Annotated in this window: 10 protein-coding genes; 8 read left to right on the top strand and 2 right to left on the bottom strand. The window is 64.6% G+C overall.

What is annotated here, in order from left to right; genetic code table 11:
• Nucleotides 1-783: 783 nt before the first annotated feature.
• Together AAFN86_RS26155 and AAFN86_RS26160 are read left to right on the top strand one after the other, a co-directional pair.
• Nucleotides 784-1,620, top strand: a complete 837-nt coding sequence (locus AAFN86_RS26155) for a DUF3445 domain-containing protein (RefSeq protein WP_347546557.1) — start codon at nucleotides 784-786, stop codon at nucleotides 1,618-1,620.
• A 20-nt stretch (nucleotides 1,621-1,640) separates the two neighbouring features.
• The gene (locus AAFN86_RS26160) at nucleotides 1,641-3,602 is read left to right on the top strand and encodes an FAD-dependent oxidoreductase (protein WP_347546558.1); all 1,962 of its coding nucleotides are present in this window, start codon (nucleotides 1,641-1,643) and stop codon (nucleotides 3,600-3,602) included.
• Nucleotides 3,603-3,748: 146 nt separating this feature from the next.
• Here AAFN86_RS26160 and AAFN86_RS26165 read toward each other — a convergent pair whose 3' ends face one another.
• The gene (locus tag AAFN86_RS26165) at nucleotides 3,749-4,618 is read right to left on the bottom strand and encodes an IclR family transcriptional regulator (protein WP_347546559.1); all 870 of its coding nucleotides are present in this window, start codon (nucleotides 4,616-4,618) and stop codon (nucleotides 3,749-3,751) included.
• A 158-nt stretch (nucleotides 4,619-4,776) separates the two neighbouring features.
• Here AAFN86_RS26165 and AAFN86_RS26170 point away from each other — a divergent pair, with 158 nt between their 5' ends.
• Genes AAFN86_RS26170 through AAFN86_RS26185 form a run of 4 tightly spaced genes read left to right on the top strand, consistent with a single transcriptional unit; the run spans nucleotide 4,777 to nucleotide 9,786 of the window.
• The gene (locus AAFN86_RS26170) at nucleotides 4,777-6,135 is read left to right on the top strand and encodes an LLM class flavin-dependent oxidoreductase (protein WP_347546560.1); all 1,359 of its coding nucleotides are present in this window, start codon (nucleotides 4,777-4,779) and stop codon (nucleotides 6,133-6,135) included.
• An 11-nt stretch (nucleotides 6,136-6,146) separates the two neighbouring features.
• A complete protein-coding gene (locus AAFN86_RS26175; RefSeq protein WP_347546561.1) occupies nucleotides 6,147-7,517 on the top strand; it encodes an LLM class flavin-dependent oxidoreductase in 1,371 nt (456 codons plus the stop codon).
• The gene (locus AAFN86_RS26180; RefSeq protein ID WP_347546562.1) at nucleotides 7,514-8,791 is read left to right on the top strand and encodes an LLM class flavin-dependent oxidoreductase; all 1,278 of its coding nucleotides are present in this window, start codon (nucleotides 7,514-7,516) and stop codon (nucleotides 8,789-8,791) included. The genes AAFN86_RS26175 and AAFN86_RS26180 overlap by 4 nt, the downstream gene beginning before the upstream one ends.
• A complete protein-coding gene (locus AAFN86_RS26185; RefSeq protein ID WP_347546563.1) occupies nucleotides 8,788-9,786 on the top strand; it encodes an LLM class flavin-dependent oxidoreductase in 999 nt (332 codons plus the stop codon). Before AAFN86_RS26180 ends, AAFN86_RS26185 begins: the two co-directional genes overlap by 4 nt.
• Before the next feature lie 64 nt (nucleotides 9,787-9,850).
• On the opposite strand, the gene AAFN86_RS26190 is transcribed toward AAFN86_RS26185, so the two are convergent.
• Nucleotides 9,851-10,075, bottom strand: a complete 225-nt coding sequence (locus AAFN86_RS26190) for a hypothetical protein (protein WP_347546564.1) — start codon at nucleotides 10,073-10,075, stop codon at nucleotides 9,851-9,853.
• Between the two features lie 27 nt (nucleotides 10,076-10,102).
• On the opposite strand from AAFN86_RS26190, the gene AAFN86_RS26195 reads away from it, so the two are divergent.
• On the top strand, nucleotides 10,103-11,665 hold the full coding sequence (locus AAFN86_RS26195) for an ABC transporter substrate-binding protein (protein ID WP_347546565.1): 1,563 nt from the start codon (nucleotides 10,103-10,105) through the stop codon (nucleotides 11,663-11,665).
• 7 nt (nucleotides 11,666-11,672) lie between these two features.
• On the top strand, nucleotides 11,673-12,620 hold the full coding sequence (locus tag AAFN86_RS26200) for an ABC transporter permease (RefSeq protein WP_347546566.1): 948 nt from the start codon (nucleotides 11,673-11,675) through the stop codon (nucleotides 12,618-12,620).

Genomic DNA, 12,620 nt, shown 5'->3' on the forward strand with positions numbered 1-12,620 from the left:
CCACACCAGCGGCGTGAGGGGGCTTCTACCCACCTCCCCAACGCATGTCAAACGGGTTTCACACAACTCAGTGCAATGCATCAAACGCATATCTCAACCACTTGATCTCCCGAAAGACTCGAAATGCCGACAGTCGTGGGAGGGGTTCAATTGTCGTTGCGGTTCCGGCGACCGCGTCACGCTGCACGGACACGTCGGATGTTGCGGTCCGCGGCCAGCGACACGCCCGCGCCACGTCCCCCAAGAACGGCGCGATCATTGCGATTGTCAGCCTAAAGATGCCGTGCTGCAGCGCGTGATGCGAACGTATCGATCACATCGTTGGAGGGCGGAGCTGCCGCTCGCCTCGCCTTTCGGCGTCACTACCAAGCAAGCGTCATCACCCCACGGCCGGCCAGCCGGTGCTAGGTCCAGCCCTTGCCGTTCCTCGCGGTGCTCCCGGTCGAAGGTGTCGACCTGTAGACTTCGTTCCGCCGTTCCGTGGGCACGTGGTCAGACGTTGAGCACACTGGACGGCGATCACGAGTATGCTCGCCCACTCGATCCGTCGCATCCCGCACCCGTGCCGCGCGGCCGTATTGGCCGCCTTGGCAATGATCGACCGCGGCACCGCGCGCCAACGGGGCACGCGGTTGATGACCGGAGCCATTCCAGATCATTCTGGCGTTGAATGGAGTGACGATGGACCCGAGATCATCTGCTGCATCGGAACCGGCTCCCCCGATCCACGGATCGCTTCCAGAACCCGCCCTACATCTTCCGTACGAGCCCGGCGCATTTCGCATGGCGCTCGGGCTGACCTCCGTTCCCGAACCCTCGTGGATCGAGCTCGATGCGCATTACCCCGCACACCTGGCAGAACGGGCGAAGCTGCTCGCGCATCGCAGGACAGAAGTGCTCGCCGCCATCTCCGGCTCCGAGGCCATGCAGGCTGAGCTCCTGGAGACCCTCGCGGACCATCTTTGCCGCCACCATCCCGCATGGTTTTCGCGCCGTGGCAGCGCTTTGGACAATCACCTGCTCAACGAAACCATGGTGCTGGACGAGGATCCGCTTGGTTGTACCGGCCGCCTGGTTCAGGAGGACTTTTGTCTTTTGCGGGAGGAGGAGCCGAACAGGTTGGTGCTCATCGCGGCGATCCTCTGCTTTCCCAGTCGCTGGCGCCTTTCCAGTAAGATGGGCAGTCCGCTGGGGGCCATTCACACACCCGTACCGATGTACAGGAATAAGCTGGAACGTCCGGTGGACCGGTTCCTTGGTGCCCTCAAGGCGGGCCGCATCGCCCAGCGGCTGAACTGGTCGATCATGGACGACGCCACGCTTTTCCAGCCGACCGGACATGGCGTGAATGATTTCGAATGCGCCGTGACGGCGGAGAATGCCGGCGAAACGCTGGTGATGCGCGTCGAGCGGCAGACCTTTCGGCGCCTGCCTCGAACCGGCGGAATCGCCTTCGGTATCCGGGTTCATGTCACGGCACTTGCCTCGATCGTGGCCGTCCCCGGCGAGGCTGCCCGCCTGCTCGCCGCCGTGCGAGCCCTGCCACCCGAAATGGAACGCTACAAGAGCATGCTTCCGTTCCGGGACGCCTTGTTCACCTATCTCGGTCGTATCGCGTGATGTCGGATGAATGGACGGCCATGCCGGCGCACCGCTTCAAGACATTGTTCTCTCCCCTGCGCATCGGCAAGTTTGACATCCGCAACCGCATTCTCTCGACCGGGCACCAGACCTTCCTCGCGCAGGATGGCCTGCCCGGCGAGGACCTGATCGCCTATCACGAGGCAAGGGCACGTGGTGGGGTCGGCCTGATCATCGTGGAATCCGCACGCTTCCATGCTTCGGCACTGACCGACTACCCGGAACTGATCGTCACCGATGATCGCGCCATCCCCGCCTATCGCGCGCTTGCGCAGGCGGTGCACCGCCATGGCGCGCACGTCTTCGGACAATTGTCCCATGCCGGTCGTGTCTCCAGGCGGATCAGGGGCGGATTGCGGGACGTCGCCTTCGCGCCGTCAGCCGTGCCGGACAACCGCTTCCACACCATGCCACGCGCCATGCCGGTCGCGATGGTGGAAGAACTGGTGGAGAGTTGCGCCGCCGCTGCCGGCCGCATGGCAGAAGCCGGGCTTGATGGCGTAGAACTGTTGGCCAGCCATGGTCTTCTCTTCGCTCAGTTCCTTAACCCGCGAAGTAATCAGCGCGATGACCGCTACGGCGGATCGTTTGAGAACCGGCTGCGCTTCGTTGCCGAAAGCCTCGCCGCCGTGCGCCGTGCAATAGGCGACCGCCTGCTTGGCATGCGCATCTCGGCCGAGGAGATGGAGCCGGACGGGCTCGATACGGAGGAAGTGACGGCGGCCTGCAAGGCGCTCGCATCAATGGGTGCGCTCGACTACCTCAATGTCACCGTTGGTTCGATGGCAGGTCATGGCGGCTCGGTGCATGTGGTGCCGCCAATGGAGATCCCAACGGCGTATGTGACGCCGCAGGCCGAGTTGCTTCGGGCCGCGACCGGGCTACCGACCTTCGTCGCCGGCCGCATCAACCAGCCGCAGATCGCCGAGGCCATATTGCGCGACGGCCAGGCCGACATGTGCGGCATGACGCGGGCCCTGATCGCGGACCCTGACCTCCCGAAGAAGGCGCACGCCGGAAAACTCGACGACATCCGCGCCTGCATCGCCTGCAACCAGGCCTGCATCGGCCATTTTCATGCGGGCTACAGCATCTCCTGCATCCAGAACCCCCTGACGGGCCGTGAGGCGAGGTTGACGCCCATGGGCCCTTCGGCGCCAAGCCGCACCATCCTCGTCGCCGGCGGTGGGCCGGCGGGAATGAAGGCTGCCGTCACTGCCGCCCAACGTGGGCACCGGGTGATCCTTTGCGAGGCGGCATCACGTCTCGGTGGTCAGGCGCGGCTGGCACAGCTGTTGCCGGAACGCGTCGAGTTTGGCGGACTCATCACCAATCTCGAGCATGAACTGGTCAAAGCCGGTGTCGCGTTGCAGCTTGGCACGCGCGTGGATCGCACCCTGGTGGAACAGCTCGGGCCGGATGCGGTCATCATTGCGACCGGTGCGCAGCCCTATGAACCGGAAATCGAAGGGCGGGAAAGCGGCCATGTCATTGGCGCCTGGCCTGTGCTGCAAGGCCAAGCCAATGCAGGGGCCCGCGTATTGATCGCTGACTGGCGGGCGGATTGGGTGGGCATGGGGCTGGCCGAGCGGCTGGCGCTGGACTGCCATCACGTGACCCTGGTGGTGAATGCCGCGCATGCCGGCTTCAACCTGCAGCTCTATCTGCGCAGCCATTGGGTCGGCCGCTTGAACCGGCTGGGTGTCGAGATCGTGCCGGATGCTCGCCTGTACGGCGTGGACGGCACCACGGCGATCCTGCTGCACGCAACCTCGGGAGAACCTCTCTTGCGTGAGGCGGTCGATACCGTCGTGCTTGCCACGGGTCATGTCGCGGAAACCGGGCTGGAGCGGGAATTGGAAGGTCTGGATTGCCCCGTCCACTTGGCCGGCGACTGCCTGTCGCCACGGAGCGCGGAGGAAGCGATCTACGAAGGGTTCATGGTCGGCCGGCTGGTGTGAGCCGACGCTGATGGTGCGGCGTACCATGTACACGCTGCGCGCTGGCAGCGGGCAGGGCATCGCTCCCGTAAGGTAGAGCGAGGTGATACTGCCGCGGTTAAGCCGCCTGGCCCGGCCGGGAAGCGCCCATCCTGCGCAGCACGCCCCTATCCATTGTGCGACATGGCCCGCGCCGCATCCACCACCATCGGCATATAGGCCTGCTCTGCCGCCTCCGGCGTCATGCGTGAACGTAGCGTCGCGATGTTGATGGCGCCGATGGGCCGGCCCGTGGCATCGACAATGGCGGCAGCCACGGAAAGATCGCCGTGATGCAGTTCCTCGAAGGCCGTGGCGTAGCCACGCGCCGCCGTGGCGACCAGCTTGTGCCGAAGGTCCTCCATGCGCCATATCGTATTGGGCGTGATCGGGCGGCGATCCCAGCGTTCCAGCAACGCCAGGGACTCGTCGAGCGGAAGCCGCGCCAGCATCGCGATGCCCGGCGCGCTGCAATAGGCCGGCGTTCGCGCGCCGATCACGATATCCGCATTGATGACGTGCCGCCCGGCCATGCGGGACACGAAGACCACCTCGCCGCCATCCAGGACGGTGAGGTTCACCGTCTCCTCGGTCGTGTTGCTGATGTGAAGAAGGTATGGCCTGGCGCGTTCCACCAGGACATTGGTGCGGACAAACCGATACCCAATATCGAGCGTCTTGACCGTCAGTTCGAACCGCTTGGTTGCCGGATCCTTACGCAAATAGCCCAGCGCGGTCAGCGTATGGGTGAAACGCTGGACGGCACTTTTGTCGAGCTCCGCTGCGACGGCGAGCTGGGTCAGGCTGAGCGACGGCCTCGACGCGTCGAATGCGCACAGGACACGGAACGCCTTCTCCACGGATTGCACGCGCATAGGATCATGGTCGGCGGGGCTCTCCGGGAGAGCCGGGGCGGCTTCGATGGCTGGCATTGGCACCGCTTGATCGGTCTGCATGGCTTGGCACCCCAAATCGCAACCTTTCCCGCGCCTGCGCAAGAGGCAGACGAGGCCCAGAACCTGCGCATTTCGCCATCACTTATCGCATAACGATATTTTTTAGCGATCGGCGATAGTTTCACATTGAATCCTACGGTCGCTCGCCGCAGCATCCCCAACACGGCAAGGCCGGCTGGCTGGACGATGCGGAGCAAGTCATGCGACGTCGGATGATCCTGGGCCTCCCGATCCACTTCCTGGGCTATCACCAGGGCTGCTGGCGCCTGCCCGACGTCCCGGCAGATGGAATGCTGCATTTCCAGCATTTCACCGAGTGCGCGCGCATCGCGGAGCGCGGCAAGTTCGATTTCCTGTTCCTCGCGGATTCCGCCGCGGTAAGGAACCTCGACGACCCGTCCATCCCGCGCGATCGCGAACATGAACACCTGCGCGTCGAACCGCTCGCGCTGCTCGCTGCGCTGGCCATGGTCACGGAACGCATCGGCCTCGTCGCGACGGCGTCAACGACCTACAATGAACCCTACATGTTGGCGCGAGGCTTCGCCTCACTGGATCACATTGCAGCTGGTCGGATCGGCTGGAACCTGGTGACAGGCTTCAGTCGCGATGAAGCACGCAACTACGGATACGACGCGGTCATCGGCTCCGATATGCGTCATGAACGCGCCCGTGAGTTCGTCGATGTGGTGAATGGCCTGTACGACAGCTGGGACGACGACGCCTTTCCGCGCGACCGGACGACGGGTCTGTATTTCGACCGATCAAGGATGCATTTCCTGGAACACCGGGGAAAGCACTTCAAGGTGCGCGGGCCACTCGACGTCCAGGTGCCGCCGCAGCGGCATCTGCCGATCATCACGGCCGGCTACTCCGACCAGGCCAACGAATTCACCGCCCAGTTGGCGGACGCGGTTTACTCCGCCGCGCCGGATATCGGGAGTGGTCGCACCTATTATGCCGATGTGAAGGGTCGCATGGCGAAGTATGGCAGGTCACCGGAAGCCGTCAGAGTACTCGCCGGCATCATGCCATTCGTCGGGCGAACGCGGCAGGAAGCGCAGGACAAGTTCGAGCGACTGCAATCGCTCATCTCGCCCGAGGTTGGGCTCGGCATGTTGCGTCTGCATAATTTCCCGGATCTTCGCGGGCATGATGTCGATGAGCCGATGCCCGAAGTCGAGTTGACGCGCGGCCGCTATGACATGTTCTCCGACGCGCTGCTTGAACGCGTGCGGCGGGACAATCTGACCATCCGCCAGACTTATGAGGCGATCGCGGCGGGCTTCTGGCAGTTCGGCAAGGTCGGCACCGCCGCAGACATCGCCGATGCCATGGAGGAATGGTTCACCACGGGTGCGGCTGATGGCTTCAATGTGCAGTGCCCCTATCTGCCGGGCGGTGCAGCGGATTTTGTTGGTCTCGTCGTGCCCGAGTTGCAGCGTCGCGGCCTGTTCCGCACGGAGTACGAGGAAACGACGCTGCGCGAGCGGCTCGGCATGGCACCGGCAGTCAGCCGGTACGCAACGCCGGCGCAGCGGGGGGAGATGCGCGCATGACCAACCCTCGAATGATGAAGCTCGGCCTGTCGATCGCCTCGGCAGGCTATCACTATTCCGCCTGGTGCCATCCTGATGTGGATGTGCTGAGCGCCACCTCCATCCAACATCATGTAAAGGCCGCGCAGATCGCCGAGCGCGGCAAAATGGATTTCGTCTTCCTGGCCGACTGGTCCTCCATCCTCAATGTCGACGACCTGCGCATAGCGCGCGATCGCGAACAGGCGCAGGTCAAGGTCGATCCGACGCTCGCCATGGCGGCGGTTGCGGTGGTGACTAAGCATGTCGGGCTGATGCCGACAGCAAGCACGACCTATTGGCATCCGTTCAACTTCGCGCGCCGCATGGCCGCGATCGACCACCTGAGCGGCGGGCGTGTCGGCTGGAATATGGTCACCAGCCATGGGTTGGACGAAGCGCGCAACTTCGGCCTCGACAGGCCGATCGATTCCGATTCGCGGCACGACCGCGCGCGCGAATTCATCGAAGTCATGCGTGGCTTGTGGGACTCGTGGGACGACGACGCCTTCATCCGCGACAAGGCGTCCGGGCGCTTCTTCCAGCCCGGCAAGGTGCATACGCTCAACCATGAGGGACGGCATTTCAAGGTGCGCGGGCCGCTCGACATGGCGCGACCGCCGCAGGGCTTCCTGCCGATCATCACGGCCGGTACCTCGGACAACTCCCAGGATCTCGCGGCCGAGATCGCCGACATGTGCTATGGCGGCCAGCCGAACATCGACGCCGCGCGCGCCTACTACACCTCGGTCAAAGGACGCCTGCCGAAATATGGGCGCGAGCCGGACGACCTGCTGATGATGCCGGGTATCCAATGCTATGTCGGTCGTACCCAGTCGGAAGCGGAGGACAAGTTCGCGCTGATGCAGAAGGTGATGCCGAAGGAAGTCGGCATCGGCCAGCTGATCGTGAACCATTTCCCCGATCTCAGTGCCTACGGGCTGGACGATCCGCTGCCGGACATGACGATGCGCAGCGAATTCATGGGCAGCGAGAAGCTCGGTGGCCGCGAACCGGAATTGACGCTGGCGCTGATGCGGCGCGCGCGGGACGAGAAGCTGACACTGCGCCAACTGTTCGACGTCGCCCTGTGCGGCTTCTGGAGCCTGGGCATCATTGGCACGCCGACGACGATCGCCGACATGATGGAGGAGTGGTTCACCACGGGTGCCGCGGACGGCTTCAATGTACAGCCGCCCTACCTGCCTGGTGGCGGTGAGGATTTCGTCGACCTCGTGATTCCGGAATTGCAGCGGCGCCGTCTCTTCCGGACGGAATACGAAGGCACCACCCTGCGAGAGAACCTTGGCCTGCCGCGTCCGGCAAGCCGGTACGCCACACCTGTTGCGGAGGCCGCGGAATGAGCCGGCGCAAGCGCAGGATGAGCCTGGGGCTCTCCATAGCCAATCTCGGCTACCACTATGCCGCCTGGCGGCACCCGGACGTGCCGGCCGACGGAAACATGGATTTCCGCCACTTCGTGCACTGCGCGCGGCTCGCCGAGCGCGGCAAGCTGGATGGCATATTCCTGGCCGATTCCTCCGCGGTGCGCGACCTGGATCGCCCGGCCATCGCACGGGAGATGGAACACCAGATCGTCAAGCATGAACCGACCGCGCTGCTCACCGCACTGGCCGCGGTGACGCGGCATATCGGCCTCGTGCCCACGGCATCGGCGACCTACAACGAGCCCTTCAATCTGACACGGCAGCTCGTCACCCTAGACCGCATCAGTCATGGTCGCGCGGGCTGGAACATGGTTACCGGCTTCAGCATCGATGAGGCGCGGAATTTCGGTCTCGACAAGCTGGCCGATTCCGATACGCGGCATGAGCGGGCTGCGGAGTTCGTCACCGTGCTGCGAGGGCTGGAGGATGGCGGATCGCTGGACCATGAGGGCCGGCATTTCAGCGTGCGAGGCTCGCTTGGCCTGCCGCCGGCCGCGCACCGCATGCCCATATTCACCGCGGGTGAGTCGGACAATGCGCAGGAGCTTGCCGCATGCTGCGCCGATGTCGTCTACGGCGGCCAGCCAGCTATCGAGGATGCGCGCGCCTACTATGCTTCCGTGAAGGGGCGCATGGCCAAGTACGGCCGCGAACCCGACGACCTGAAGCTGATGCCCGGCATCATGGCCTTTGTCGGCCGTACGAGACAAGAAGCCCAGGACAAGTTCGATCGCATGCAGGCGCTGATCGAGCCGCGGCTCGGTCTTGGCCTGCTGACGGTGAACGCCTTCCCCGACTACACCGGCTACGATCTGGAAGGGCCGATACCCGACTTGCCGATGCCGGGCGGGCGCAAGAGCGAGTTCGTGGTCGGCGCGCTCGCCAAGGCGAAGCGGGAGAACCTCACCATCCGTCAGCTCTATGAGCTGGTCTCGGGCGGCTTCTGGCATCTCGGCATGGTCGGTACGCCGGCGATGATCGCCGACCTGATGGAGGAGTGGTTCACCACCGGCGCCGCCGACGGCTTCAACATCCAGCCGCCCTGCATTCCCGTCGATGCCGAGGACTTCATCGAGCTTGTGGTCCCTGAACTGCAACGGCGCGGCCTGTTCCGCACCGATTATGAGGGCGAGACGCTGAGCGACCATCTTGGCCTGCGGCAGCGGCAAGCCATGGCGGCCGTCGCATGATGCCGCCACTGGGCGTCGCCCTGACAGGCCGGGACCCGGTCACCAGCTTTGAGCAGATCGTCGCCGCCGCGCATGCGGCCGAGGCCGGGGGCTTCGACTTCCTCTGCCTGCCCGAGCGTGCGGGTCTTGATCCCATCGCGCTCTCTGCGGGCCTTGCCGCGGTCACCGAGCATGTCGGTCTCATTCCCGCCTGCTCGGCACCATTCCATCAACCCTACAATCTGGCGCGGCGGCTCGGTTCGATCGACCATATCAGTCGCGGCCGCCTTGGGTGGCTGCTGCAGCCCACTCCCTCGACGCAGGAAGCCGAGCACTTCGGCAATCTGCCGCTCGCGATGCCCGAGGTCGCCGCCGCGCGTGCCGCCGAACTCGCCCAGGTCGTCGCGGGCCTTTGGGATTCCTGGGACGACGACGCCTTCACGCGCGACAAGGCAAGTGGCCTGTATTTCGACCGGTCGCGCTTCCATTGGCTCGATCACCAGGGCACGCACTACAAGGTGCGGGGTCCGCTGGACACCGCACGGCCCCCGCAGGGGCGACCGCCGCTGATGGTGAATGGTGGCAATCCGATAGCCGACGCATTCGCGGCCGCGGCGGCGGAGGTGCTGCACATCGTGCCGCGTCACCTCAATGAGGCCCGCAGCATGCGCGCCGCCCTGACGCGCAGCCTGGCGGACCATGGGCGGCCACCCGGCGCGCTGCGCATCCTGGCCGGCATCACGCCCGCCTCGTCCATCGTCGAGCCCGGGCCGCTGCAGCTGGCCGAGACACCTTCGATGATCGCAGCGCTCATGGCCGAATGGTGCAGCAGTGGGGCGGTCGACGGGTTCGTGATTCATCTGCCTGACACAGCGGAGGCGATCGGCACGTTTGCCGCGCAGGTCATGCCAGCCCTGCGCCAGCGCCAGCTTCGACCTGACGGTCCCCGCGGCATGCTGCGTGATCGGCTCGGTCTCGCTCCCGCTCCGAGCCGCCATGCGCATCGCGCAGCCTGAGAGGGCGCTTCGTGCCGCATGCGCAGCTGAGACCGTCGCTGCCGAGCGACGACGCGCCCGCGAATCAGGCAGGCTGATGCGCACAGATGCGCTCCTGTCCTTGATCCTGAGCAAGGTCCGGCTGGTTGAGCGTTTTTTCACGATTGATTTTGCAGTTTCGAGTCGCAGCAGCCTCGCTGATACCTAATATCGACATACGCGCCGCCTGCTCGGCGCGGCTACGGGAGAGAGCGTCCTTCACGAGGCTCAGGCGGTCAGTCGCCACGCCGTGGCAGCGTCTGAGCGTCATTGCAGTCCTCCAGCCGGAGAAGCCGCCATGCGCCGTTCCGAGACCGACGACCTGATGATTCCCGGCATGACCCGCCGAACCTTGCTCGGCACGGCGGCCGCCTTCGGAATGGCGGGCGGTGCTGCAACGCCACGACCAGCCCGCGCCCAATCCACACCGCCGCGAAAGGGTGGGACGCTACGATTCTGCCGGCCCGATCCGCCGGACACTCTCGACCCGCAGATGACGAATTCGTTCTCTGGCATGGAATACAGCCAGATGATCTACGACAATCTGGTCTCGCTCGACGCGGATACGCAGCCGGTTCCGATGCTCGCCTTGTCCTGGGTGCCGGAACGGGATGGCATGGAATGGGTCGTCACGCTGCGCGAGGGCGTGAAGTTCCACAACGGCCGCGACTTCACGGCCGCCGACGTGGTCGCGACCGTTGAACGATCGATGGATCCTGCCCGCTCAGGCGTGGGCTCCGGCGCTTTCGGTCCGGTCACGGCCATCACCGCCGAGGGTCCCCACAAGGTTCGCTTCGCGCTGCGCGTGCCCTTCGGCGAGTTCCCCGTGCAGTTGGCATTCCGCCAGGCACGCATCCTGCCCGCCGCGGGCATCGACGATCTGCGCAATACGCCGAATGGCACGGGCCCATTCATCTTCAAGGATTTCCAGCCGGGCAGCAGCCTCACCGTCGAGCGCAATCCGAATTACTGGAACCCGGACGTGCTCCACCTCGACGGCGTGCGCATGGTCTTCATCCGCGAGGCGGTGGCGATGCAGGCCGCACTGCGCGGCGGCCAAGTGGACCTTCTGACCCAGATCCCCGTCGAGATGTACCTCGCCATGCGCAGCGCGCGGGGCTTCAAGGCCTATTCCGAAGTCACCGGCGACTACCACGCGGTGAATATCATGGGGAACATGGCTCCCTTCGATAATCTGAAGGTGCGTCAGGCGTTCCGCCATATCCTTGATCGTCCCGCGACCGTCGCTTCGGCGCTGTTCGGACAGGGCGTACAGGGCAACGATCAACCGCTGCCGCCGGGCAACATCTATGTGCCGCCAATGGCCCAGAATGGACAGGACCTCGCCAGGGCCCGCCAACTCATTCAGGAATCAGGCGTCCCGCCGATCAGCCTCGACTTCTTCACCAGTTCGGATCGCCAACCAGCGCCGAAGATGGTGCTCGCCTTCTCCCAGGCGGCAGCACAGATCGGCGTGACGCTGCGCGTGCGCGACGTCCCCTACACCGAATATGCCGCGAATGTGTCGCGGAAGATGCCCCTGTATACATCCTACTGGTCGGGGTCCGCGACGCTGTTCGATGCCCTGCATCGCATCTATCACAGCAAGTCTTTGTACAATTATAGCGGCATCGAATCCTCGCCCGGCCTGGACGCCAAGCTCGATGCGATGATCGCGGAGGTGGATCTTGAGCGGCGCAAGGCCGTCACCGCGGACGTACTGCGCGCGCTGAACGCCGATGCTGACAGGCTGATACCCTATTTCCGCAACTACCTCGGCATGTCGACGGACAAAGTACAGGGGTTCATTCCGCCGCGTTTCGGCACAGTTGAAATGCGAGGCATGTGGCTGAGCGCGTGAGGATGCGATGACAATCATCGCCTTCGTTCTGCGGCGCTGCCTCCTGCTGGCTGTCGTGCTCACTGCGGTTTCCCTGCTCACTTTCGGCATCGTCAACGTTTTGCCGGGAGACGTGGCGACAGCGGTGCTCGGCGACATGGCAACGCCACAGATGGTCGAAGCAGTCCGTGAGCGCATGGGCCTCGGCCAACCGTTGCCCGAGCGTTACCTGGCCTGGATGGGCGGCGTTTTGCATGGCGATTTCGGTCGATCCCTGCAGCATGGCCAGGCGATCGCGCCGATGCTGCTCGGGCGGCTCGGCAACTCGGCCATCCTCGGCGCCATTACCCTTGCGATCGCGGCACCGCTGTCGATTCTGCTGGGCGTGCTCGCGGCGCTGAAGCCCGGCAGCATCCTGGACCGCTGCATCAGCGGCTTCGCCGTCGCGTCCCACGCGATGCCCGAATACGTGATTGGATTGCTGGCTATCCTCTGCTTCAGCATATGGCTGCCGCTGTTGCCTGGATCGAGCCTGATGGATCCAAATGAGAACCCGCTGTCGCGGCCCGAGGCCTTGATCCTGCCGGTGGGGGTGTTGGTGATAGGCATGCTTGCCATCATCAGCCAGGTTACCCGGGCCGGCATGATCCAGGCGCTCACCAGCCCCTATGTCCGGACCGCCACATTGAAGGGCCTGCCCCGCTGGGTTGTCGTGGTGAAGCATGCCCTGCCGAATGTCCTGCCGCCGACCGTCACCGAGATCGGCATGTATTTCGGCTACGTCATCGGCGGGCTGGTGGTCGTGGAGACCCTGTTCTCCTACGCCGGCATCGGCCAGATGATGACCAATGCCGTCAGCTACCGCGACATTCCCACCATCCAGGCCGGCGTTCTGGTTGTGGCCGCGGCCTATGGCATCGGCAACCTCTGCGCCGACGTCACCGCATTGATGCTCAATCCGCGACTGAGGGGTTGA

Source organism: Roseomonas sp. CAU 1739 (assembly GCF_039839775.1).
GTDB lineage: Bacteria > Pseudomonadota > Alphaproteobacteria > Acetobacterales > Acetobacteraceae > Neoroseomonas.

Bases quoted from the DNA above. Each gene is read 5' to 3' on its own strand.
- AAFN86_RS26155 (WP_347546557.1), top strand. From the start codon at position 784: ATGGCGCTCGGGCTGACCTCCGTTCCCGAACCCTCGTGGATCGAGCTC.
- AAFN86_RS26160 (WP_347546558.1), top strand. From the start codon at position 1,641: ATGCCGGCGCACCGCTTCAAGACATTGTTCTCTCCCCTGCGCATCGGC.
- AAFN86_RS26170 (WP_347546560.1), top strand. From the start codon at position 4,777: ATGCGACGTCGGATGATCCTGGGCCTCCCGATCCACTTCCTGGGCTAT.
- AAFN86_RS26175 (WP_347546561.1), top strand. From the start codon at position 6,147: ATGATGAAGCTCGGCCTGTCGATCGCCTCGGCAGGCTATCACTATTCC.
- AAFN86_RS26180 (WP_347546562.1), top strand. From the start codon at position 7,514: ATGAGCCGGCGCAAGCGCAGGATGAGCCTGGGGCTCTCCATAGCCAAT.
- AAFN86_RS26185 (WP_347546563.1), top strand. From the start codon at position 8,788: ATGATGCCGCCACTGGGCGTCGCCCTGACAGGCCGGGACCCGGTCACC.
- AAFN86_RS26190 (WP_347546564.1), bottom strand. From the start codon at position 10,075: ATGACGCTCAGACGCTGCCACGGCGTGGCGACTGACCGCCTGAGCCTC.
- AAFN86_RS26195 (WP_347546565.1), top strand. From the start codon at position 10,103: ATGCGCCGTTCCGAGACCGACGACCTGATGATTCCCGGCATGACCCGC.
- AAFN86_RS26200 (WP_347546566.1), top strand. From the start codon at position 11,673: ATGACAATCATCGCCTTCGTTCTGCGGCGCTGCCTCCTGCTGGCTGTC.